Source organism: Eikenella exigua (assembly GCF_008805035.1).
Taxonomy (GTDB): domain Bacteria; phylum Pseudomonadota; class Gammaproteobacteria; order Burkholderiales; family Neisseriaceae; genus Eikenella; species Eikenella exigua.
Window position 1 is genome coordinate 1,265,398 of record NZ_CP038018.1, and the last position, 20,134, is coordinate 1,285,531.

A 20,134-nucleotide genomic window follows, 5' to 3' on the forward strand; every position below is an offset into this window, starting at 1 on the left:
ATGGACACCTGCCCCTGCTGCCCGCCTACCGGCCCTGTGCTGAACTTCCGCTGCCCGGAATGCTGTGCCGAACAAATCCGCCGCTGCCGGCCGAACAGGAAGCTGCAGGAGAAGATGTTGCACCAGCTGACTGCCATGTCCGGTGCGCCGACCCGTGAAGAGATTTTGGAGAAAGTGAGGAAACAACATGGAATCGATTGATGAATTTTTACAACGTTACGAGCAGCACAGATGGCTGTATATCCTGACTTCGCCCGTGGTGCTGTTGATTGGCTTTGTGCTGTTGCTGATATTCACGGCTTTGGCCGGGGCTTGGCTGTTCGTATCGGAATGCTGGCGCGAATACCGGGGCTACATCACATCATACCCGCAACGCTACCGGGCGGTTTGGCGCGGGAGGAAGCGGGATGGCCGGGCGTAAATGCAAAGTATGCGGCACGGTGTTTGAGAAGCAGAGGATGGGGCAGCTTGTCTGTTCCATAACCTGCGGCATTGAGTATCGGCGTGAGCAGAAGCGCAAGGCGGCTACCAAGGCAGAGCGGGAAGCCAAGCGCAAGGAACGGGCAAGGACCAAGGCGCTGCGGCATAGGCTGGAAACCATACCGGAGCTGACCAAGAAGGCGCAGGCGGCGTTTAACCGCTACATCCGGCTGCGGGACAGGGGCAGGCCTTGCATCAGCTGCGGTGCGCCGTGGAAGGACAATTTCCAAGCCTGCCACTATGTGCCGGCGGGCAGGAGCGGCAAGCTGCGGTTTGACGAGGCCAATGTGCATGGTGGCTGTGTGCGCTGCAACCTGTACGAGAGCGGCAATATCCGCGGCTACCGGCAGGGCTTGATTGAACGCATCGGGCAGGCGCGGGTGGAGGAGCTGGATGCCGACCATGAAGTGCGGAAGTGGACGAAAGAAGAGCTGCGCGAACTGGCGGCGGAGTACCGCCGGAAGGCGAGGGAAATCGAATGAGCCAAAAGTTTGAGCGGGTGCTGGACAAGAAAAACAAGCGGGATGTGATGAAGCTGGCGTATGAGATGGCGGGAACGCTATTGCAGTCGCATGAAAAGGTCATTGTGGAAGTGCGGGAGCGGAAACGTTCGGATGCGCAAAATGCCAAGCTGCACGCGATGCTGGGGGATATTGCGAAACAGAAAACCTTTAACGGCCAAAAACTCTCAATCGAGCAATGGAAGATGATTTTTGTCTCCGGGCATCGGATTGCCACCGGCGGCACGGCTGAAATGGCGATTGGCTTGGAGGGCGAAGTCATCAACCTACGGGAGAGTACGGCGCGGATGGGGGTGCGGCGTACGGCGAGTTTGATTGAGTATATCCAGGCGTGGGCGGCGGGCAACGGGGTGGAGTTTGGCGGAAGGGCGGAGGGGTAAATGCCGCAAACCTACAAAGACCCGACCTTTGATGAAGTAGCCCGCCGTGAAGCCCAACGGCAGCGCAAGGCAAAAATCCGGGCAAGCCGCTGGTATCGAGTAATGAAACGCCGCCGTATCAAGAAACTACTATCCAAACAGATGAACAGGAAATAGCATGTACCAGTCAGTCGAAGCAGCATTGAGCCACGCCTACCGCTTATCTTGTATGCGGATTGAGCCATTGAACAATACCGCACAAATTTGCCACTGGGTGGAGGATAAGGGCGTAAGTCGTGGCGGCGGACAAGGGATGACACAACATGACTGGCACGCCAACAGTGCGATGATACGGGCAAGGGTGGAACGACTGCTGAACCATTTGGAGCTTTGTGCTGTAGAAGCCCAATACGGCAGCAAGTTAAGCCGTATCGTGGATTTGAGCAGCTACATCTTAGAACAGCAGCAAGGCATTTCCTTGTTGCTCTGTGATGCCCTGTTGTCTCATATTTTTTCAGGTAGCCCGAAGCAAACAGAGATTCAGGATAGATTTGATATTGGGCGAGTAACGTTGTGGCGGAAAAAGAAACAGGTTGGGGAAATCGTGGCTGGGCTGCTCAATAGCGCCATTTGTAAACTGGAGCCAGAGTTTAGGCAAGCGGGGATTATTGGGTAGTTTGTGCTTGTGCGGCTATGTTGTGTAAAAATATGTATATTTGCTCGCTGTTGTTTGAACTGTTGTAATGGTTTTGTTAAGATTTAGTAATATTCTCAACTACACAAGAGAGCCAGAAGATGATGCGTTTAATCAAAGTGCTGGCAGGAGACTTCCCGAAAGCTCCAGCTGCTTATAATGATTCATTTATTGTTTTCAACAGGAAAACAAAGATTTATCTAATCGATATTGAATCATATAGCGAAGAAAGCGGCGGCGTAATTGAAATCCACCTGTTTGATGGTAGGCGGTTGCTGATAGAGCAAAATGAAGCATTTATCAAAACATTGCGTACCGCGTTATTTGACGAGCCGCAAGATTTGGAAGTCCGTAGGCAGAATTGGATACAGCGCAAAACATTAGCTAGTGTGGGAACTAAACAACAAAAAGGAGTGAAAATCAAAAAAAATACTCCTGAAAACGGCGTGGGAACTAAACAAAAAATCCCAGTTAAAAAGGTGCTCTGGATACTCTTTGCCGTCTGTGTGTTTTTCTCACTTGGCAGGGGTTGTGATGGTGGAGGCTCGTCTAGTGGAGGCAGCCAAGCCAGCCAATCTTCTACTGTCTCTCCAGAATCCAAAATTGCTGCTGGTATTTTGGATTTCAAATACACGCAAAAAGACTACCCGAAACTTTACCAGCGTTGGGGCAGAGCAGGCGTTGCGAAAATCAACGAGCTACTACCACAAGCGGCTTTACTTGTAGCCAGTGAATCCACTTGCGATAGGGTGGAAATCGTAGAGGTTTCTGACAGCAAGAGTAAGCCGCGCAGTCAGATTGTATTCTTCGCCGATTGCGCCAACGGTAAGCGTTTCTATGTTTCCGAGGCTGATATTAAAGGCCAAGCATCTGTTACGGCTGTGCAGGATAAGCAGGTTGATGAAGCCGCTGCTATCAACCTATGCGATGCTGCTATTAAGCGGCAATTAGCAAACCCATCCACGTTTAGCGGGCATATCCTTGATACAGGAACATCTATCGGGGCGACAGGGAATATTGTTGTTACCCGTGGCTTTACTGCAAAAAATAACGCTGGCATGGAAATAGAGTACCGCGCACGTTGCGTTATTACCGATACGGATGTAGAAGTCAGTATGACGATGAAGTAACCAATAATCAAAGCCCCTTGCATTCGCAGGGGGTTTTGTTTTAAATATATATCAACGGATTATAAAGCCGCTCCTCCAAACTATCTCTCCAATAATTTCTATATCGTCTCGATTTATCTCCATATCCGGGTAATGTGGACTAAAGCTAACAAGTCTCAAAGACCCATCTAATAAATTCATCAGCATATAACTACGGATGATTTTATTCTCCTTATCGCTGATAGCATAAATCTTTCCATCAAATACCTTTTGCTTACTGACATCTACTAAAAACACATCTTCATCATTCAAGATGGGTCTCATTGCGTCCCCCTGCTGTTCTATAGCCAACAGGTTTAACGGATTAAGCCCATGCTTTCTTAATTCTTCTTCAGATAAGAAAAGTTCCCTGTTATTCCCTATGGGGATAGAGACTACCGGTGATCTCACGTCAAAAGCAGAGACACTGTTTAGCATATCTTCTAAAGGGACATGAAGAACAGCTGCTAGCTTAGCTATCGTCTCTGTGCGTGGCATAACCTTGCCTAACTCGTACTTGGAGATTAAAGCAGGCGTGGTACCAGCCTTCTCAGCTAACTCCTTCTGGGATAGTTTAGCTTTAATTCGACAGGCTTTTAAAAGAGTAGAAAAATCTGAAATCATCTTAGATTGTATAAAAATAGCTTGAAATTATCTTAGATTGTATAAAAATAGCTTGAAATTATCTTTTCGATAGTCTAATATAGCTTTATCATCTTTAAATGGATGATGATTTTGAACTATATTAGGAGTATATATTATGTTGAAAAAAGAAACAAAATTAGTTTCGGTTCGAGTCCCTCTGGATATAGCTGAATGGATTCAGTCAAGAGCCACGAACAATGTACGCACCGTTTCTGGTGAAATTGTAAGTATAATCAAAGACTGTAGGAATTGTGAGCGTAATAAAATTGCCCCAGTAGTTGCAGCTACTGGGACACAGGCACTTAAATCCATTACAAATTAATCTAAGCGGAAGTATTCTACCATGAGAACAGTATCAATAGCTAACATAACTATCCGACAAACTGAAAATCTTTATTCTCTCAATGATCTACATAGGGCTAGTGGGGCTGAAAACCGGCACAAACCGTCGCTATGGCTAAAAAACCAACAATCAATTGATTTAGTTGATGAAATTTCCAAAGCAGGATTTCCTGCTTTGGATAAGAATCAACACGTTATCAAAGTTGTTAAAGGTGGTAACCAAAGCGGTACATTCGTCTGCAAGGAGCTAGTGTATGCCTATGCCACTTGGGTTTCCGCTAAATTCTTCTTACAGGTTATCCGAACCTTCGATGCAGTAATTTCAGGCAGCCTGCACGCTCCCGAAGCTCTGCCATCTGCCCAAACCACGATAGACGAGCGGCGCGGCCTGGTGGATGCGGTCAAGCTGCTGGTAGCCCGCTGCGGCATCGATTATTCGGCTGCCTACCGCATGGTGCATCAGCGCTTCGGTGTGGCGCATATCGACCAAATCGCCGCCCCGCTGTTGCCCTCTGCGGTGGCCTACGTTCACAGCTTGATGCTGCATAACGGTATTAGCAGCGAAGTGTTGGACAGGCTGCCTGAAAATATGCAGCCCAAGCCATTGCGCAACTTGCAGGGTGCAGTCCTCAACAGCCTGTACTGTGCCGAATTTATCTATCAGCACCGGCTAGCCTTGCGAGGGCTGAACCGCCGCCTGGCCGCCACCCTGAACGACCATGCCGCCGACAGCATCATGTTCCTGCGCAACGTGGCCGAACAGGCAGGCATCAGAGTACCCGATAACGAGTATTTCCAATACTTCCCTTGGGATGGCGATAGTGCGGAGAAAGCTAGCTATCACCAGCTCAACGCCTGATTTTCAGGTAGCCCAGCCCCGCGAACGCATCACGGGGCTGGGTTCGAACTAGTTCAATAAAGGAGCGGGAGGGATGTTGGATTGAAATATGCTGGAATATGCTGAAATATACGGAAAAGATGTAAAATGTACGGAAATATGCCGAATTAAATTGCCTGTTTTGCAGCCACCCGCATATAATCAAAAGTATGAAACCGCATAACGACACCCTTTTCCAAGAGCCGAAGGCTGCCCAAGCAGCCGCCTTCATGCTGTACAAGGCAAACGGCAAGCTTGAAGTGCTGAAGCTGGTGAAGCTGATGTACTTGGCTGAGCGTGAGTCTTTTTCCCGTTTCGGGGAAGGACTGACAGGAGATGCGTTGGTTTCAATGCCGCATGGCCCGGTACTCTCTATGACTTTGGATTTCATTAACGGCGGGCATGAGTCTGTCCCGAACGGATGGGCAACATGGGTTACCGACCGCGAAGACAGGATGCTTGCTTTGCGCGACCCAAGTATGATTCGGACGCCTGAGCAAGACTTACTGGCATTGTCTGAGGCTGATTTGGAAGTGCTGGAATCGGTTTGGAAAGAGTACGGTCATTATTCTGCATGGGAATTGCGTAACATGACCCACAACGGGCTATGCCCGGAATGGGAAGACCCCCACGGCTCAAGCCGGCCTATTCCTATCAAAAAACTGTTGTCTGTGCTTGGTTATAGTGACGAACAAGCCGTAGCGATTGTAGAAAGGCTGGAAGAACAGGCTTACATCAATCGTTCTTTCCAGTAAGGACGATGGCATGTCTCAATTGTGGCAATGCGGACAAGGAGAATGCTTGCTCATCCCTTCCGGACCGGGCAGTTATCAGCACTTATTTACCATTCTAGTTAATCCTTGCATCTTACCCAGTCGTGGGAGTAAGCCACAGGTTCTTTCTGTCGGCATTTCTTCTATCCGGGCAAATATCCCATATGACAATGCCTGTATCATCAAATCGGGAGAACACCCATTTGTCCAGCATGACAGTTATGTACGCTACCGTGATGCTAGGATTGATGCTGTAGAACATATAGAAAAACGTGTACACGAAGGAGTGTTCTCTGTGAAACCACCGTGCAGCGCGGAGCTGTTGAGCCGTATCATTGCCGGCGCATCAACATCGCGATATGCCAGCAGGGAGGTTAAGCTCCTGATTGCTAAATTTGCTATGGCATAATCCTCAGCCCGCCCCGTGCGGGCTTTTTCAGCAGCCTTCGGGCTGCTTTTTTTATTGCGGCTGCGGTATGATGGAACTTAGTTTGCCCAGGTGTGTTGTTGGATAAATTTGATGCCCATAGTTTACTTATAAGTGTACAATGAAACCTAAACTGCTATACAATGGCATACGCCCTTTATATGTACTCTGCGAAGATGGGGAAGAGTTGTCTGGCTTAGAGCATGAGCTGGATAGCTACCGGCAATCCGCCCAAACCGTCCGCCATGAGGCTAGTATCCAAGCTATTATGCAGCGCTTCGCCAACGGCGAAAGACTGACACCGAAGATGTTTCATGAGGCCGGCAAGGCACACGGCTTCACCGTGTATGAGTTCATCAAATAGCCGATTCGTGTTTATTGTATAAATATCCCGAACTCAAAAGGCTGTCTCCTGCTTAGCCATAGCGTGTTGAAAAAATGGCAGAAAACTAAATCATCAGATTTGGAAAAAGCTTATCGGCAACTGCAAAATGTGTTGTCATTGGAGCATTTGGTATCATGAATAAAATAGAAAATTACGAACTGATAAAAGCTCAAGAAGAGGCGAAGGTAGATTTCGCCATCATGCTGAATAACCTCTTGGATGAGAAAAAACTCTCCTATACCGACCTGGCCAAACTCACGGGCAAAAGTAAATCACTTGTTTCTAGGATTATGGGCGGCAGCAATAATCTGACTATAGAAACCATGGTTTCTATGTTATTTGCGCTGGATGAAAAAATTGTGATTTCTACCGAAGATAAGCTGCAAGCAGAATATGGACGGGTTTTGAGTATTACATCCGACTCCCCTATAACCAACTTATCTAAGCGACAGCCTTACCACATCGGCAACTTCAGGCCGCTAGCGCTGGAGGTGTAAAGTGAAAATACAACTGCTCGACATCAAACAGGGCTCGTCAACCAAACGTCTTGGTGGGCAGGGTATTGATATATCGGGAATCAACAGAAGCCTCACCATCACCCGAGGTAAGCTGTTTCTGAATGAAGAAAATGACCAGATTTTAATCCGTCCCCAAGTACAATTTCGGATTGCGAATGGGGAGGATGAAGAGATTTTCGCCCTCGAATCCGAATATATGGTGTTTTTTCGCTTAGAAGGCGTAGACGGGCAAACCCCGGAACAAGCATTAGGCAGAAACCCCGCGCTAGTGGCGAAATTACATGAATATTCGCAAATTGCGGTAGGTATTCATCTTCAGATGGAATTAAACCTTACCACCTTGGATGCAGGAATGCCCCTGTGGGAAGGGGAATACATCACTCCAAACCCAAGCTAAAAATTGATTAGAGCAGTATGCCTCAAGCAGCCTTCGGGCTGCTTTTGTGTTGTTAGTTAAATCTCATATACCGCTACCCCGTTAAAAAAGGCGGGCGCGTGGCAGGCTATCTGGCCGTGTATGCGGAAAAGGAATTGGACGCGGCAACGCGCGCGCAGTTGGAAACCGCCGCCGCGAGATTGGGAGCGTATCTATGAGGGGCTTACTGACCGGATACGGCGGCGGTACCGCCAGCCTGTCCAAAGTCGTGATGTTCAGCGGGCATGTGGTGTGCAGCGCGGTGATCGGCTGGCAGGCATACAAGGGCAGCCTGCACTTTGATTTCTACCTGGCCTACATCTGCGCCTGCTACGGCGCGAACAGCACCAACAAGGCCATCAGCATCCTCGGCCGGCGGCCGGCCGCCTCTCGGGACGAACAAGGAGGGGCATCATGAAGCCGAGACTGCCCAAACACTGCACCGCCGCCATCGTGATTTGCGGTGCGCTGGCCGGCTTTACCGCCTATTCGTGGTACGGCTTTGCCGAAGCGCTGGCGGGCAAGAATGCCGAACTGGCGGCCTTGGCGGCCGAGCGGGACGAACTGCTGGAGATCATGGTGGCGCAGGACGGCCTGATACAGAGCCAAACCGCCGCACTGCAAAGCGCCAAGCTGGACAATGCCGGCAGCCGGGCAGAACTCCGTGCCCAGGCGCAAAAACTGGCACAGATGCGCGCCGAGCTGGCTGCCAAACATCCGGCCGCCGCCTTCAGGCCACCTGAAAAAGTCGGACGCGAGACCGCTAACAACCTGAGAAGGATAAACAGACTATGGCAAAAATAATCCTGACCGCCGCACTGCTGGGCCTGGCGGCCTGCACCGGCCCCGCCCACTACCCGACCGTCTGCAGCAAACCGAAACCCAGCACCGACGCCCCCCGGCTGCCGGCGGCGCAAATCAGAGCCGGTACCGGCCAAGACAAGGCCGTGGAACTGCTGACCCAATCCCTGCACACCGCCGCCGTGTACACCAAAAGGCTGGAAGAGTTTGCCGACAGCTGCCGCGCTAATCCCGCCTTCAAGGCACGCCGCTAGACGGCAGAATTTTAGGCTACCTGAAAACCAGAAAGGAAACGAAATGACAGAATTGCCGTGGATTGACGAAGCAAGAAAATACATCGGTATGCACGAACGGGATGCCCGCGGCTTAAAAACCATCCCTATGTGGGTACGGGCTTTGAAAGGCTGGTGGAGCGATACCAAAACGCCGTGGTGCGGAACGTTTGTCGGCCACTGTCTGCAGGCAGCCGGCAGGGATATTGCAAAAGAATGGTATCGGGCGAAATCCTGGGCAAAAGGCGCAACCCGTTTGGCGAAGCCGGCCTACGGCTGCATCGTGGTATTCGAGCGGCAGGGCGGCGGGCATGTGGGCTTTGTGGTCGGGCAGGACAGGCAGGGCAACCTGATGGTATTGGGCGGCAACCAGGGCGACGCGGTCAATATCAAACCGTTTGCCAAGAGCCGCGTGATTGCCTACCTGTGGCCGAACAAAGGCGGCAAACCCGCTTATCCCGCAGAAGGGCGCTATACGCTGCCGCTGTTGCAGAGCGACGGGAAGCTGAGCAGAAACGAGGCGTAACTATGGCCGGCAGAAACAAACTGCCCGAACAGGCGAAACCCCGCAAACAGGCGGGTTGGCGGGGTCTCTAATCATCAATCTCGGAGCGGCGGCATGGAGACTGACGACTACGTGAATCATAAACGATTTGCCCTCAGAAATCCAGGGGTAAGGCAAAGGGCACCGGTTGCCCGATGCCCTGCTGTCACTGTCTCAACCTAGCGGGAAACAGATTCCTACCGATATTGCTATCGGAAACAACAGTATCTTACACCTGATGCGCCAGACACGGAATCATGCCGTCTTCATACGGAGAGGTGATGTAGCTGACGAGATGGCGGTAGATTTTGCCGCCCTTCACTGTAACGGCGTAGTAGGCGTTGCGGTTCAGGTTGAACGGGATATTGGCCTGATTGGCAAACAGCTTCGGCACGGTTTCCAAGTTCACGGTGTCGGCTTCGCTGTACTGTACGCCCTTCTCCACCGCCACGCGGCTCATCAGGCTCAACACTTCAAGGAACTGTTCGGGCGGCACGTCTTTGTAGCCGACTTTGAATTTGGATTTGATGCTGCTCCACAAGGTAATAGCCAGCTTGGCCTGATGTTCTCTCGGCACGGCTCCCACCAGCATACGGTGTAGGGCTTTGACTTGTTCCTGCTGCTCGTAGGTCAGGCCGGACGGTAGGGCTTTGCGGGTTTGGGGGCTGCCTGAAACTTCTTTCTCCAACACGTCCAGCACCCAGCGGCGGAACTCTTTGGCTACTTTGGTGCGAGCCAATATGCCGAGAAGGTGGCAGCCGCGCAGGCTGAATACGCGTACCTGCTGCTTACCGCCGGCGGTGGGCAGTTCGATGACTTGGGTCATGCTGTCGGTAAATTCGTCGGCGTTGCGATTGTAGAGATTGACAATATCAGCCGCTGGATTTTTGTATCCCAAGGCACTTGCAACTTGCAAGCCCCTTAACCAAGGCTGGCCGTGGATGTCGGTAATATCAAAGGATACGTTGCGGAAAGAAAGAGAAAGTTGAGTTTGCATTTTGCGCTCCGGTAACAAGTTTGAAAACCTGCCTCCCGCCGCCAAGCGGGGAGGGCAGAAACGTGCAGGTTGGCGGACTGTGGTACCGGACGGGGCACAGCAAGCTTTACGGGCTTCCCACACGCTCTTGCCCAAAGGGTAAGCGCAATGACAACAAAAACCGCAGATGCGGCATTGATGCGTCCGATACTGAAGAAAACAGGCCGCCAAGCCTGTGCTGCTATTGAACAGCGTGGATATAGTAGCGTGTTTTCTCTTGATTGGCAACATAAAGAAAGGAATCCCATGACATGGATATTGAAATACTGGAAGCCGCTACTCGGCGGTGTGGTACTGCTGGCCGTGATATACGGCGAAGTGCAATACGGCAAGCTGCGCTACCAAGCGGGCTATGCTGCGGCCACGGCAGCCATCAATGCCAAACTGGCCGAGCAAAAGCAGAAGCATCAAAAAACCGCCCATGCGGCAAGCGTGGAATATCAACAAGAGAAGTCCAAAGCGGACGAGAAAGTGAGGGTAAGGCGTGAAGTGGTACAGCAAATTATCGAGCGGCCTGTGTTTACTGGCGATTGCGTTGATGCTTCCGGGGTGCAAGTCCTCAACGCCGCCATTGCCGAGCGCCATTGAGCCGCCGGCCGATTTGGCTATGCCCTGCCCAAGGCTGCCCGAATTGTCGGGAACAACGGGCAAGGTGATGCTGCCGTGGGCGCTGGAAGTGGTGCATCTGTATAACGACTGTGCGGCACGGCATGACGGCCTAATCAAGGCATGGCCGAGGTAGGCAGCCACTAGTACAACGATGGCTAATAAAGAGTTTGGACAAAGTTTGCCAGCGTATGGTTTAATACGGCCAAGGTATCCAAAGTTTTAGCAAGCGGTAAATTAGCTAAATCAATGGGTTATATAAAATTCTCGTGACTTTGAATCCGTCTGAAAGCGAACGGAGTGAGCTTCGCCAAAACGAGGGCAACGATGTTCGCCCAAACGAACACAGTGAGCCGCACCAAAACACAGGAGAAGCATCATGAGCTTTGCCAACACATCCAGCCAAATCACCACCGAACAAACCGCCGCTCATCTCACCCCACAGGTGAGCTATATCTTTACCGGCGTATTTGCCGTATTGATTTTCGCCAGCATCATCGGGCAATGGCTGAAACGCAAAAACGGCACAGGCAATGCCACCATCGCCAACCTCAACGCCCGCATCTATACTTGGTGGCTGATGACGCTGGTGCTGCTGGCCGCCTTCTGGTTTGGCAAAACCGGTACGGTGGTGTTGTTTTTCCTGATTTCGTTTGCCGCCCTGCGCGAATTCATGACCCTCGTTTATCGCCGCCGCAGCGATTATTACAGCATGGTAACCTGCTTCTACCTGCTGTTGCCGGTGCAATATTATTTTGTTTATGACGGCTGGTACGGCATGTTCAGCATTTTCATCCCCGTGTACGGCTTTTTGGTGTTGCCGATTATCGCCAGCCTAAGCGGCCAAACCGCTCATTTCCTCGAACGCGCAGCCAAAACGCAATGGATGGCGATGATCTGCATCTTCTGCCTCTCCCATGTTCCCGCCCTAATATTCCTAAACTTAGACGGCTTCGACAGAAGCAGCAATATCCTGTTGCTGATTTTCCTGATCGGCGTGGTACAGGCTTCAGACGTGTTGCAATACGTTTGGGGCAAACTGGTGGGCGGTGCCAAAATCATGCCTTCGCTTTCCCCATCTAAAACCGTATCCGGCACGGTGGGCGGCATTTTGTCTGCCACCGCGCTCGCCGCATTGATGTCGCCAATTACTCCATTTACCCACGGCCAGGCCGCAGCCATCGGTTTTACCATCTGCCTGATGGGCTTCTTTGGCGGGCTGGTGATGTCCGCCATCAAACGCGACTACGGCGTGAAAGACTGGGGCAACTTGATACGCGGCCACGGCGGTATGCTCGACCGTGTGGATTCCATCTGCTTTGCCGCACCGATTTTTTTCCACATCGTCCGCTACTATTGGCACGGCTAACGGCAAGTAAAAAGCGATACCAGGCTACCTGAAAAAAGTTTCATAGCACATTATGCTTGTGATATACCCATTTCTGCTTGAAATAGAATAATTTTGATTAAATAAAATATAAAATAGCCAAATATTTATTAGGGCGCGTTTTGATTTACGTTAAAATGCGCCTTTTTTTCGTGAAGGACGCCTCACCAGGCGGGAATTTTATGTCTGAACACCACGCACACACTTCAACTTGGAAAAGCCGCATCAATGCGCTTGGCCCTGGAATCATGATGGCCTCGGCAGCAGTGGGCGGCTCACACCTGATTGCTTCCACCCAGGCCGGCGCACTCTACGGCTGGCAGCTTGCACTGATCATCATCCTCACCAACCTGTTTAAATACCCATTTTTCCGTTTCAGCGCACACTACACATTGGACATGGGCAAAAGCCTGATTGAGGGCTATGCCGAGAAAAGCCGCTTTTATCTGTGGGTATTCCTGATTTTGTGTGTGGCATCGGCCACGATTAATGCCGGCGCAGTGGCGGTGGTCACTGCCGCCATCGTCAAAATGGCGATTCCTTCGCTAACATTGGATGTAGGCGCAATCTCCGCGCTGATTATGGCTTCCTGCCTGATTATCCTGGCCAGCGGGCGCTACAAGGCTTTGGATAATGTTTCCAAAATCATCATCGTGAGCCTCACCATCGCCACCGTGGCCGCTGCCGCCATCGCCATGTCGCGCGGCATGCAGATGAAGCCCGACTTTATCGAGCCTACGCCGTGGACATTCACCGCCTTGGGTTTCCTCATCGCACTGATGGGCTGGATGCCGGCACCGATTGAAATTTCGGCCATCAATTCGCTGTGGGTAACCGAAAAACAACGGCTCAATCCTTCCAGCTACCGCGACGGCATTTTCGACTTCAACGTCGGCTACATCACCAGCGCCGTGCTGGCCGTGGTGTTTCTTGCTTTGGGCGCGTATGTGCAATACGGCAACGGCGAAGAAGTGCAGATGGCAGGTGGCAAATACGTGAGCCAACTGATCAATATGTATGCCGTTACCATTGGCAGCTGGTCGAAACCGCTGGTGGCCTTTATCGCCTTCGCCTGCATGTATGGCACCACGATTACCGTGGTAGACGGCTACGCACGCGCCATTGCCGAACCCATCCGCCTGCTGCGCGGCAAAGATAAAACCGGCAATATCGAGCTCTTTGCCTGGAATACTTGGGTGGCCGGCTCCGGATTGGCCGTGATTTTCTGGTTCAACAGTGCCATGGCCGAACTGCTCAAATTCGCCATGATCACCGCCTTCCTCTCCGCCCCCGTGTTTGCCTGGCTCAACTACCGCCTCGTGAAAGGCGATAAACGCCATAAGCTCACCACCGGCATGAACTTCCTCGCCATCATCGGCCTCATCTACCTCACTGGATTTACCCTGCTGTTCCTGCTGAACTTGAGCGGCCTGTTGGATTCCCTCAAATAAGCATCGGCCGCCGGGCAAAAGGCTACCTGAAAATGCAGCTTCAACGCAGTCAAACCGAAGCTAATTTTTCAGGTAGCCTTTTGCTTGCCAACCCATCCTGCCGTCTGTATTATCCCTTGTAATTTCAACCAGCAAGGAGCAATCCATGTATGTATACAACACTCCCTCCCCCGCGCGTTAAAAATCTGTCGCGTCTCGGCCTGATTGCCGCCGCCGTTTTCCTGATGGCCGGCTGCGCCACCCTCGACGACACCATGCAGCGCCACGTCGGCCAGCACATCAGCGAAGTGTTCCGCGAACACGGCGGCCGCCCCAATGCCGGACGCCGCAAAGTGGGCAACAACCGCTACGCCTACACCTACAACTACTACCGTACCCGCTACGCTGGCCGTCAATTCGAAGGCCGCAGCCTAAACGGCCCCATCATTACCAGCTACTATAGCGATGTCTGCTACGGGCACAACCTCTACCAAACCTACTACACCGACGCCAACGACATCGTAGTGGACTACCACTGGGAATCCATCGGCGATCGGCGGATTAGCTGCAACGACCACTTCAACTAATCCCAGCACGGCCAAACACGCGGCATAACCAACCCATATTTGAGGCTACCTGAAAAATTTTAGCTTCGCAGAAACTTCGCTGCGCTACGTTTTAACTCCGTTGAAGCTCACGCTTTCAGGTAGCCTTTTGCCGCGGCTGTCGGGCATGCCAAACAGTGCATCCAAACCCGACCCTACCCTTGCCCCCTGCCCCGCCGCCTCAAATGCACGATGGCGGCCGAACGTATTTCATACAGCGCGGCGGTGGTTTGCTCAAACTCTTCCAGCAGGCCGTGCTCGGCGGCGGAAAACGGCGGGGAATCGTTCCAAGAGCCCATACCGCCAAACACATGGCTCTGTTCGCAGGCCAGCCGCAGGCGTTCCCGCGCAAGCAGGGCTTCGTTGGCCAGCGTGTGCCGTGCCTTGTCAAAAAAAGCCTGTTGCCAATGCTGCTCGCCGATGGCTCCGGCCAGTTGGGCAATCTCAGCCAAAGCCTGATGAAAACGGCGGATTAATTCTTGCTCGGTCATGTGGTTCTCCCTGATTGCGGCACAAGAGAAAGGCTACCTGAAAATTTTCAGGTAGCCTTTATTCAATCGCACACGTGCCTATTCCTTATGCTGCAAGGCCGCCTTGATAAACGAAGTAAACAGCGGATGCCCTTTGCGCGGGGTGGAAGTGAATTCGGGGTGGAACTGGCTGGCGAAGAACCAAGGATGCGTACCCTGCGGCAACTCGATGGTTTCCACCAAGCGTTCGCGCCCGCCGGATACGCCGCTGATCACCAACCCGGCCTTTTCCAGCGCCGGTACGAAGTGGTTGTTTACTTCATAACGGTGGCGGTGGCGTTCTTTGATGTTGGTGCTGCCGTAGATGGCTGCGGCCAGACTGCCGGCGGCGAGCTCCACTTCCTGCGCGCCCAAGCGCATGGTGCCTCCCAAATCGGCGTGTTCATCGCGTTTTTCCACCGCGCCGTCGGCGGTTTGCCATTCATCAATCAGCGCCACCACGGGATAGGGCGTTTTCAAATCAAACTCGGTGGAATTGGCGCCTTCCATGCCGGCCATGTGGCGGGCAAACTCGATGAGCGCAATCTGCATACCGAGACAAATACCCAAATAGGGCACTTTGTTTTCGCGGGCATAGCGGGCGGCAGCGATTTTGCCTTCCACACCGCGCACGCCGAAGCCGCCGGGTACGAGGATGGCATCGAAGTTTTTCAGGCAGTCGGTGCCTTCGGTTTCGATGTTTTCGCTGTCGATATAGGTGATGCACACTTTGGTTTCGGTGTGGATGCCGGCATGCTTCAGGGCTTCGCTGAGCGATTTGTAGGATTCGGTCAGATCCACATATTTGCCCACCATGGCGATGTGCACAGTGTGCTTCGGATGCTCGATGGCATACACGATTTTGCGCCATTCGGTGAGATCGGCCTGCCGGATGTTGAGCTGGAGCTGCTCGCAGATGGCATCATCGATGCCCTGGCCGTGTAGCATTTCGGGGATCTTATAGATGCTGTCGGCATCGTAGCAGCCGATCACGGCGCGCTCTTCCACGTTGCAGAACAAGGCGATTTTTCGCCGCTCTTCTTCGGGCAGCAGTCTGTCCATACGGCAGATGAGCACGTCGGGCTGGATACCGATTTCGCGCAGTTCTTTCACCGAATGCTGGGTGGGCTTGGTTTTGATTTCGCCAGCAGCGGCGATGTAGGGAACGTAGCTTAAGTGCACAAACAGCGTGTTAGCGCGGCCGAGCTGGCTGCGCATCTGGCGGATAGCTTCCAAAAATGGTAGCGATTCGATATCGCCCACCGTGCCGCCGATTTCCACAATAGCCACGTCTTTATTGGCCGCACCTTCGTGGATGCGGCGTTTGATTTCGTCGGTGATATGCGGAATCACCTGCACCGTACCGCCCAAGTAGTCGCCGCGCCGCTCTTTGGCAATCACGTTTTCATACACCTGCCCGGCGCTGAAGCTGTTGGCGCGGGTGAGCTTGGCGTCGATAAAACGTTCGTAGTGGCCGAGGTCGAGGTCGGTTTCCGCGCCGTCTTCGGTCACGAACACCTCGCCGTGCTGGAAGGGGCTCATCGTACCAGGATCCACGTTGATATACGGATCCAGCTTAAGCATGGTTACGTTCAGCCCGCGCGATTCGAGAATGGCGGCAATAGAAGCGGCGGCGATACCTTTCCCTAAGGAAGATACCACTCCGCCGGTTACGAAAATAAATTTGGTCATGATGAAATGCCCACTTTGGAAAGCATAATTTTACCCCGTTTCCCGCAAAAGCAAAAGCACGGGGTTTTCGGTTTTCAGGTAGCCTGCCTGAGTAAAGGCTACCTGAAAAATACACACCAACAAAGTGCAAAGCCCTATCTGCCACCCTTCCAAAGCCCTGAATGCTATGCGATAATACGCCCGAGTTTCAACTAAAAATTTTCTGTACCATGCAAGGCAATATTTTCGTTATTTCCGCTGCCTCCGGCACCGGCAAAACTACACTGATCGCCCGGCTGCTGCAGCACCATTCCGACATCCGCGTGTCCATTTCCCACACCACCCGTGCCCCGCGCCGAGGCGAAGAAAACGGCAAGCACTACCACTTCGTCAGCGTACCCGAATTCGAGCGCATGATAGAAGAAGGCCGATTCGTGGAGTACGCCAAAGTGTACGGCAACTATTACGGCACCAGCACCCAAAGCCTGGAAAGCCTCACCCGCCAAGGCACCGACGTTATCCTCGAAATCGACACCCAAGGCGCGGAGCAAATCCGCCGCCAGCTGCCACAGGCCTACAGCATCTTCATCGCCCCGCCCTCCTTAGGCACTTTGGAACAGCGCCTGCGCCAGCGCGCCGCCGATGCCCCGCAGGTGATTGCTGTGCGGCTGGCCGAAGCGCGCAACGAAATCGAACAGGCACGCCTGTTCGACTACCTAGTGATCAACGACGACCTCACTGCCGCCGAAGCTGCCCTGTTGCACATTATCAAATCCCAGCGTTTTCATTTGGAAAACCAAACGCCCTTCCTCACCAAACTGCTTGGCGGTAGCGAAAACGCCTGAGCCAATTCCGAATTAATCTTTTCAGGCAGCTTCAACCTGCCAATAGGCCACCTGAAAACATTTACCCCATTTAATTCACAACATATTTAAGGAACACATCATGGCACGTATTACTGTAGAAGACTGCATCAGCCGTATCCCCAACCACTTCAACCTCACCCTGGCCGCCGCCTACCGCGCCCGCCAGCTGGCCAACGGCTCCATGCCGCTGGTGGACGATATCCGCAACAACAAACCAACTGTAACCGCCCTGCGCGAAATCGCTGCCGGCCAAATCGGCGAAGAAATTCTTTCCCGCAGCAAGTAACTATGATTGCCCCCAGCGCCGATTATGCCGCCCCCGTTGCTGCCTGGCGTGAACACCTGTTTGCCCAAACAGGCTACCTGAAAAAAATGGAACGCTGGGCCTTGCTCGAAGCCGCCTGCGTTTACATTTACGACACCGCCACCAAGCAGGGGCAGCCCGAGCGGCTCGAACGCGCCTTCCGCCTCACCGCCGCACTGGCCGAAGAAAAACAGCGCGTGCACGCCCTGTGCGCGGTGCTAGTACAAATTGCCATGGAAGACCTCGGCACACAGGCAGACCCTGCCTTTTTGCAGCCCACATTCGGCGAAGTGTGCATCGAAATCATCGCCCACATCCACACCAACCCAGAAGCCGGTCAAGAAGCCCAGCTCACCCAGTGCCGCCGGCAAATCAACGAGGTTTACCACCTCATCATCGAACGCAGCCGCCAATCCCTGCTGCACGCCGCAGGCTACCTGAAAACCGAAGAACAAAGCCTGCTCAACCGCGCCTGCGATTTCGGCATCCGCGCCCACCAAAACCAATTCCGCAACAGTGGCGTGCCCTACATTACCCACCCTATGGCCGTGACTCAACAGCTGGCCGAATGGCACATCGATGCCCAAGGCCTGTGCGCTGGTGTGCTGCACGACGTGCTCGAAGACACTGGTACGAGCAAAGAAGAGCTTGCCGCCGAATTCGGCCAAGCCATCGCCAACATGGTGGATGGCCTTTCCAAGCTGGAAAAGCTCGAATACGACAGCCAGGCCGAGCACCAGGCCGAGAGCTTCCGCAAGCTCATCATGGCAATGACCAAAGACATCCGTGTCATCATCATCAAGCTCTCCGACCGTCTGCACAATATGCGCACGCTCGATGCCAAAAAGCCCGACAGCCGCCGCCGCATCGCCCATGAAACGCTGGAAATCTACGCCCAGCTCGCCAACCGCATAGGCCTCAACCAAGCCTACCGCGAACTGCAAGATCTCTCCTTCAAATATCTGCTGCCCAACCGCTACGCCGTGCTCGAACGCGCCCGCCAAGCCAGCCGTCGTAACCGCCGCGACGTGGTGGGCAAAGTATTGAGCGCCTTCAGCCAGCGGCTGGTAAGTGCCAATATCGAAGCCAAAATCTGTGGCCGTGAAAAAAACCTCTACAGCATCTACAAGAAAATGCAGGACAAAAAACTGCATTTTTCCGAAGTGATGGATATTTACGGTTTCCGCGTCATCGTAAACAACATCCCTGCCTGCTACGCTGCCCTCGGCGCGCTACACAGCCTCTATAAACCCAAGCCCGGCCACATCAAAGACTACATCGCCATCCCCAAGGCCAATGGTTACCAAAGCCTGCATACCACCCTGGTCGGCCCCTTCGGCCTGCCCATCGAAGTGCAAATCCGCACCCGCGAAATGGATAAAGTGGCCGAAGAAGGCGTGGCCAGCCATCTGCTCTACAAAAACCCCGCCACCGACCCCGCCGCCCAACGCACCCACCAATGGCTGCAAAATATTCTCGACTTCCAAGCCCAAGGTGACAGCGCCATCGAATTCCTTGAACACGTTAAAGTGGATTTGTTCCCGCGTGAAGTGTATGTGTTTACCCCAAAGGGCAAAATCCTCGTGCTGCCCGAAGGCGCCACACCGGTGGATTTCGCCTATGCCGTGCACACCGACATCGGCCACCGCTGCATTGCCGCCCGCGTCAACAACAACATGGTTTCCCTGCGCACCCGCCTGCGCACTGGCGACAGCGTGGAAATCATTACTTCCAACACCGCCCGTCCCAATCCGGCCTGGCTCAACTTCGTGATTTCCGGCCGCGCCCGCAGTGCCATCCGCAACAAACTCAAAAACATCGACCGCAGCGATGCCGTTCGCCTGGGTGAGCAACTGCTGCAACGCGCCCTCACCGCCTTGCTGCCCCAAGAGCTCCTACTCTCCGAAGATCTCAAGCAAAGCTATCTCGACGATCTCAGCCGCAAAAACACCAGCTTCGAAGACATCCTCTACGACGTGGGCATGGGCAGGCTCGCCCCCGTATCCGTAGCCATGCACATTGCCGAAATCGCCGGCCGCCAGCCCGAAAACAACGGCGTGAAAATCGCCCCTATCAGCGTGGGCAGCAGCGACAGCGGCCGTGTCCAACTTGCTTCCTGCTGCCACCCCATCCCCGGCGACAGTATCAAAGCCCTGCTCGTGAGAGACCACGGCCTCATCATCCACCGCGATACCTGCCCCAATACCCTCAAAGCCCCACCCGAGCAGCAGCTGGATGCCAACTGGGAAGGCATCGAGCAAAAGAAAACCTACCACACCAGCATCACCGTATCCGCCAAACGCGCCCACGGCCTGCTCGCCGCCATGGCACAAGCCGTATCCGGGCATGGTGCCGACATCGAATCGGTTGATACCCTCAGCTCCGCGCAGGAAAACAACGAAGGCTTCATCGAATTCAGCTTCCGCCTCCAAGTATCCAACCTCGGACAACTCAAGCAAATCATCCATTCCCTGCATACCATTTCGCAGGTACGCAAAGTGCAGCGCCAATGAGAGTGG

At 53.2% G+C, this 20,134-nt stretch carries 30 protein-coding genes; 26 read left to right on the forward strand and 4 right to left on the reverse strand.

Going from position 1 to position 20,134, the window contains the following annotated elements:
• From EZJ17_RS06555 to EZJ17_RS06580, 7 genes are all read left to right on the forward strand, one after another.
• Nucleotides 1-201 (forward strand): hypothetical protein, encoded by a 201-nt coding sequence (locus EZJ17_RS06555; RefSeq protein ID WP_067438169.1) that lies wholly within the window; start codon nucleotides 1-3, stop codon nucleotides 199-201.
• On the forward strand, nucleotides 188-421 hold the full coding sequence (locus EZJ17_RS06560; protein ID WP_067438166.1) for a hypothetical protein: 234 nt from the start codon (nucleotides 188-190) through the stop codon (nucleotides 419-421). Before EZJ17_RS06555 ends, EZJ17_RS06560 begins: the two co-directional genes overlap by 14 nt.
• The gene (locus tag EZJ17_RS06565) at nucleotides 408-962 is read left to right on the forward strand and encodes a recombination protein NinG (protein ID WP_067438163.1); all 555 of its coding nucleotides are present in this window, start codon (nucleotides 408-410) and stop codon (nucleotides 960-962) included. The genes EZJ17_RS06560 and EZJ17_RS06565 overlap by 14 nt, the downstream gene beginning before the upstream one ends.
• A complete protein-coding gene (locus tag EZJ17_RS06570; RefSeq protein WP_067438161.1) occupies nucleotides 959-1,381 on the forward strand; it encodes a recombination protein NinB in 423 nt (140 codons plus the stop codon). Before EZJ17_RS06565 ends, EZJ17_RS06570 begins: the two co-directional genes overlap by 4 nt.
• The gene (locus EZJ17_RS10310; protein ID WP_156496273.1) at nucleotides 1,382-1,537 is read left to right on the forward strand and encodes a hypothetical protein; all 156 of its coding nucleotides are present in this window, start codon (nucleotides 1,382-1,384) and stop codon (nucleotides 1,535-1,537) included.
• A 1-nt stretch (nucleotide 1,538) separates the two neighbouring features.
• On the forward strand, nucleotides 1,539-2,036 hold the full coding sequence (locus tag EZJ17_RS06575) for a hypothetical protein (RefSeq protein WP_151086323.1): 498 nt from the start codon (nucleotides 1,539-1,541) through the stop codon (nucleotides 2,034-2,036).
• Between the two features lie 119 nt (nucleotides 2,037-2,155).
• Nucleotides 2,156-3,184, forward strand: a complete 1,029-nt coding sequence (locus EZJ17_RS06580) for a hypothetical protein (RefSeq protein WP_067438156.1) — start codon at nucleotides 2,156-2,158, stop codon at nucleotides 3,182-3,184.
• Nucleotides 3,185-3,235: 51 nt separating this feature from the next.
• Here the strand turns inward: EZJ17_RS06580 and EZJ17_RS06585 are convergent, their stop codons facing one another.
• Complete coding sequence (locus EZJ17_RS06585; RefSeq protein WP_067438152.1) at nucleotides 3,236-3,826, reverse strand: XRE family transcriptional regulator; 591 nt, start codon at nucleotides 3,824-3,826, stop codon at nucleotides 3,236-3,238.
• Nucleotides 3,827-3,962: 136 nt separating this feature from the next.
• Here EZJ17_RS06585 and EZJ17_RS06590 point away from each other — a divergent pair, with 136 nt between their 5' ends.
• The 11 genes from EZJ17_RS06590 to EZJ17_RS06635 all read left to right on the forward strand — a co-directional run bounded on the left by EZJ17_RS06590 (nucleotide 3,963) and on the right by EZJ17_RS06635 (nucleotide 9,183).
• Nucleotides 3,963-4,169, forward strand: a complete 207-nt coding sequence (locus tag EZJ17_RS06590) for a hypothetical protein (protein WP_151086325.1) — start codon at nucleotides 3,963-3,965, stop codon at nucleotides 4,167-4,169.
• Nucleotides 4,170-4,190: 21 nt separating this feature from the next.
• Nucleotides 4,191-5,048, forward strand: coding sequence for a KilA-N domain-containing protein (locus EZJ17_RS06595; RefSeq protein ID WP_082886385.1), 858 nt, complete (start codon nucleotides 4,191-4,193; stop codon nucleotides 5,046-5,048).
• A gap of 188 nt (nucleotides 5,049-5,236) precedes the next feature.
• Nucleotides 5,237-5,821 (forward strand): Panacea domain-containing protein, encoded by a 585-nt coding sequence (locus EZJ17_RS06600; protein ID WP_082888203.1) that lies wholly within the window; start codon nucleotides 5,237-5,239, stop codon nucleotides 5,819-5,821.
• Nucleotides 5,822-5,831: 10 nt separating this feature from the next.
• Nucleotides 5,832-6,248, forward strand: coding sequence for a hypothetical protein (locus EZJ17_RS06605; RefSeq protein WP_082886381.1), 417 nt, complete (start codon nucleotides 5,832-5,834; stop codon nucleotides 6,246-6,248).
• A gap of 205 nt (nucleotides 6,249-6,453) precedes the next feature.
• Entirely contained in the window at nucleotides 6,454-6,630 is a 177-nt protein-coding gene (locus EZJ17_RS10315) for a hypothetical protein (protein WP_156496412.1), read from the forward strand.
• Between the two features lie 155 nt (nucleotides 6,631-6,785).
• Nucleotides 6,786-7,148, forward strand: a complete 363-nt coding sequence (locus EZJ17_RS06610; RefSeq protein WP_067438143.1) for a helix-turn-helix domain-containing protein — start codon at nucleotides 6,786-6,788, stop codon at nucleotides 7,146-7,148.
• A 1-nt stretch (nucleotide 7,149) separates the two neighbouring features.
• Nucleotides 7,150-7,566 carry a hypothetical protein gene (locus tag EZJ17_RS06615; RefSeq protein ID WP_067438139.1) on the forward strand — a complete coding sequence of 139 codons (417 nt, stop codon included), beginning with the start codon at nucleotides 7,150-7,152 and terminating at the stop codon, nucleotides 7,564-7,566.
• A 193-nt stretch (nucleotides 7,567-7,759) separates the two neighbouring features.
• Entirely contained in the window at nucleotides 7,760-8,002 is a 243-nt protein-coding gene (locus EZJ17_RS06620; RefSeq protein WP_151086328.1) for a DUF2644 domain-containing protein, read from the forward strand.
• The gene (locus tag EZJ17_RS06625) at nucleotides 7,999-8,388 is read left to right on the forward strand and encodes a hypothetical protein (protein WP_067445020.1); all 390 of its coding nucleotides are present in this window, start codon (nucleotides 7,999-8,001) and stop codon (nucleotides 8,386-8,388) included. The genes EZJ17_RS06620 and EZJ17_RS06625 overlap by 4 nt, the downstream gene beginning before the upstream one ends.
• On the forward strand, nucleotides 8,376-8,639 hold the full coding sequence (locus tag EZJ17_RS06630) for a hypothetical protein (RefSeq protein ID WP_151086330.1): 264 nt from the start codon (nucleotides 8,376-8,378) through the stop codon (nucleotides 8,637-8,639). Before EZJ17_RS06625 ends, EZJ17_RS06630 begins: the two co-directional genes overlap by 13 nt.
• 43 nt (nucleotides 8,640-8,682) lie before the next feature.
• A complete protein-coding gene (locus EZJ17_RS06635) occupies nucleotides 8,683-9,183 on the forward strand; it encodes a TIGR02594 family protein (RefSeq protein WP_067528328.1) in 501 nt (166 codons plus the stop codon).
• A gap of 247 nt (nucleotides 9,184-9,430) precedes the next feature.
• On the opposite strand, the gene EZJ17_RS06640 is transcribed toward EZJ17_RS06635, so the two are convergent.
• A complete protein-coding gene (locus EZJ17_RS06640; RefSeq protein ID WP_067442670.1) occupies nucleotides 9,431-10,198 on the reverse strand; it encodes a BRO-N domain-containing protein in 768 nt (255 codons plus the stop codon).
• Between the two features lie 147 nt (nucleotides 10,199-10,345).
• Between EZJ17_RS06640 and EZJ17_RS06645 the strand changes: the two genes are divergently transcribed.
• The 5 genes from EZJ17_RS06645 to EZJ17_RS06665 all read left to right on the forward strand — a co-directional run bounded on the left by EZJ17_RS06645 (nucleotide 10,346) and on the right by EZJ17_RS06665 (nucleotide 14,247).
• Nucleotides 10,346-10,825 carry a hypothetical protein gene (locus EZJ17_RS06645; RefSeq protein ID WP_197478820.1) on the forward strand — a complete coding sequence of 160 codons (480 nt, stop codon included), beginning with the start codon at nucleotides 10,346-10,348 and terminating at the stop codon, nucleotides 10,823-10,825.
• On the forward strand, nucleotides 10,809-10,979 hold the full coding sequence (locus tag EZJ17_RS10320; RefSeq protein ID WP_167508176.1) for a hypothetical protein: 171 nt from the start codon (nucleotides 10,809-10,811) through the stop codon (nucleotides 10,977-10,979). The genes EZJ17_RS06645 and EZJ17_RS10320 overlap by 17 nt, the downstream gene beginning before the upstream one ends.
• A 243-nt stretch (nucleotides 10,980-11,222) precedes the next feature.
• A complete protein-coding gene (locus EZJ17_RS06655; protein ID WP_067442665.1) occupies nucleotides 11,223-12,212 on the forward strand; it encodes a phosphatidate cytidylyltransferase in 990 nt (329 codons plus the stop codon).
• Between the two features lie 200 nt (nucleotides 12,213-12,412).
• A complete protein-coding gene (locus EZJ17_RS06660) occupies nucleotides 12,413-13,681 on the forward strand; it encodes an NRAMP family divalent metal transporter (RefSeq protein ID WP_151086332.1) in 1,269 nt (422 codons plus the stop codon).
• Nucleotides 13,682-13,830: 149 nt separating this feature from the next.
• Entirely contained in the window at nucleotides 13,831-14,247 is a 417-nt protein-coding gene (locus tag EZJ17_RS06665; protein WP_067443959.1) for a hypothetical protein, read from the forward strand.
• Nucleotides 14,248-14,420: 173 nt separating this feature from the next.
• Here the strand turns inward: EZJ17_RS06665 and EZJ17_RS06670 are convergent, their stop codons facing one another.
• Entirely contained in the window at nucleotides 14,421-14,756 is a 336-nt protein-coding gene (locus EZJ17_RS06670) for an NADH dehydrogenase (protein WP_067443957.1), read from the reverse strand.
• A gap of 78 nt (nucleotides 14,757-14,834) precedes the next feature.
• Nucleotides 14,835-16,466 (reverse strand): CTP synthase, encoded by a 1,632-nt coding sequence (pyrG, locus tag EZJ17_RS06675; RefSeq protein WP_067442658.1) that lies wholly within the window; start codon nucleotides 16,464-16,466, stop codon nucleotides 14,835-14,837.
• A 209-nt stretch (nucleotides 16,467-16,675) separates the two neighbouring features.
• Between pyrG and gmk the strand changes: the two genes are divergently transcribed.
• From gmk to EZJ17_RS06690, 3 genes are all read left to right on the forward strand, one after another.
• Nucleotides 16,676-17,290 (forward strand): guanylate kinase, encoded by a 615-nt coding sequence (gene gmk, locus EZJ17_RS06680; RefSeq protein ID WP_067442676.1) that lies wholly within the window; start codon nucleotides 16,676-16,678, stop codon nucleotides 17,288-17,290.
• Between the two features lie 100 nt (nucleotides 17,291-17,390).
• Entirely contained in the window at nucleotides 17,391-17,597 is a 207-nt protein-coding gene (rpoZ, locus tag EZJ17_RS06685; protein ID WP_067442656.1) for a DNA-directed RNA polymerase subunit omega, read from the forward strand.
• Nucleotides 17,598-17,599: 2 nt separating this feature from the next.
• Nucleotides 17,600-20,128, forward strand: a complete 2,529-nt coding sequence (locus EZJ17_RS06690) for a RelA/SpoT family protein (protein WP_151086334.1) — start codon at nucleotides 17,600-17,602, stop codon at nucleotides 20,126-20,128.
• The last annotated feature ends 6 nt before the right edge of the window (nucleotides 20,129-20,134 follow it).

Coding starts and splice junctions, on each gene's coding strand:
- EZJ17_RS06555 (WP_067438169.1), top strand. CDS start 1: ATGGACACCTGCCCCTGCTGCCCGCCTACCGGCCCTGTGCTGAACTTC.
- EZJ17_RS06560 (WP_067438166.1), top strand. CDS start 188: ATGGAATCGATTGATGAATTTTTACAACGTTACGAGCAGCACAGATGG.
- EZJ17_RS06565 (WP_067438163.1), top strand. CDS start 408: ATGGCCGGGCGTAAATGCAAAGTATGCGGCACGGTGTTTGAGAAGCAG.
- EZJ17_RS06570 (WP_067438161.1), top strand. CDS start 959: ATGAGCCAAAAGTTTGAGCGGGTGCTGGACAAGAAAAACAAGCGGGAT.
- EZJ17_RS10310 (WP_156496273.1), top strand. CDS start 1,382: ATGCCGCAAACCTACAAAGACCCGACCTTTGATGAAGTAGCCCGCCGT.
- EZJ17_RS06575 (WP_151086323.1), top strand. CDS start 1,539: ATGTACCAGTCAGTCGAAGCAGCATTGAGCCACGCCTACCGCTTATCT.
- EZJ17_RS06580 (WP_067438156.1), top strand. CDS start 2,156: ATGATGCGTTTAATCAAAGTGCTGGCAGGAGACTTCCCGAAAGCTCCA.
- EZJ17_RS06585 (WP_067438152.1), bottom strand. CDS start 3,826: ATGATTTCAGATTTTTCTACTCTTTTAAAAGCCTGTCGAATTAAAGCT.
- EZJ17_RS06590 (WP_151086325.1), top strand. CDS start 3,963: ATGTTGAAAAAAGAAACAAAATTAGTTTCGGTTCGAGTCCCTCTGGAT.
- EZJ17_RS06595 (WP_082886385.1), top strand. CDS start 4,191: ATGAGAACAGTATCAATAGCTAACATAACTATCCGACAAACTGAAAAT.
- EZJ17_RS06600 (WP_082888203.1), top strand. CDS start 5,237: ATGAAACCGCATAACGACACCCTTTTCCAAGAGCCGAAGGCTGCCCAA.
- EZJ17_RS06605 (WP_082886381.1), top strand. CDS start 5,832: ATGTCTCAATTGTGGCAATGCGGACAAGGAGAATGCTTGCTCATCCCT.
- EZJ17_RS06610 (WP_067438143.1), top strand. CDS start 6,786: ATGAATAAAATAGAAAATTACGAACTGATAAAAGCTCAAGAAGAGGCG.
- EZJ17_RS06620 (WP_151086328.1), top strand. CDS start 7,760: ATGAGGGGCTTACTGACCGGATACGGCGGCGGTACCGCCAGCCTGTCC.
- EZJ17_RS06625 (WP_067445020.1), top strand. CDS start 7,999: ATGAAGCCGAGACTGCCCAAACACTGCACCGCCGCCATCGTGATTTGC.
- EZJ17_RS06630 (WP_151086330.1), top strand. CDS start 8,376: ATGGCAAAAATAATCCTGACCGCCGCACTGCTGGGCCTGGCGGCCTGC.
- EZJ17_RS06635 (WP_067528328.1), top strand. CDS start 8,683: ATGACAGAATTGCCGTGGATTGACGAAGCAAGAAAATACATCGGTATG.
- EZJ17_RS06640 (WP_067442670.1), bottom strand. CDS start 10,198: ATGCAAACTCAACTTTCTCTTTCTTTCCGCAACGTATCCTTTGATATT.
- EZJ17_RS06645 (WP_197478820.1), top strand. CDS start 10,346: ATGACAACAAAAACCGCAGATGCGGCATTGATGCGTCCGATACTGAAG.
- EZJ17_RS06655 (WP_067442665.1), top strand. CDS start 11,223: ATGAGCTTTGCCAACACATCCAGCCAAATCACCACCGAACAAACCGCC.
- EZJ17_RS06660 (WP_151086332.1), top strand. CDS start 12,413: ATGTCTGAACACCACGCACACACTTCAACTTGGAAAAGCCGCATCAAT.
- EZJ17_RS06665 (WP_067443959.1), top strand. CDS start 13,831: ATGTATACAACACTCCCTCCCCCGCGCGTTAAAAATCTGTCGCGTCTC.
- EZJ17_RS06670 (WP_067443957.1), bottom strand. CDS start 14,756: ATGACCGAGCAAGAATTAATCCGCCGTTTTCATCAGGCTTTGGCTGAG.
- pyrG (WP_067442658.1), bottom strand. CDS start 16,466: ATGACCAAATTTATTTTCGTAACCGGCGGAGTGGTATCTTCCTTAGGG.
- gmk (WP_067442676.1), top strand. CDS start 16,676: ATGCAAGGCAATATTTTCGTTATTTCCGCTGCCTCCGGCACCGGCAAA.
- rpoZ (WP_067442656.1), top strand. CDS start 17,391: ATGGCACGTATTACTGTAGAAGACTGCATCAGCCGTATCCCCAACCAC.
- EZJ17_RS06690 (WP_151086334.1), top strand. CDS start 17,600: ATGATTGCCCCCAGCGCCGATTATGCCGCCCCCGTTGCTGCCTGGCGT.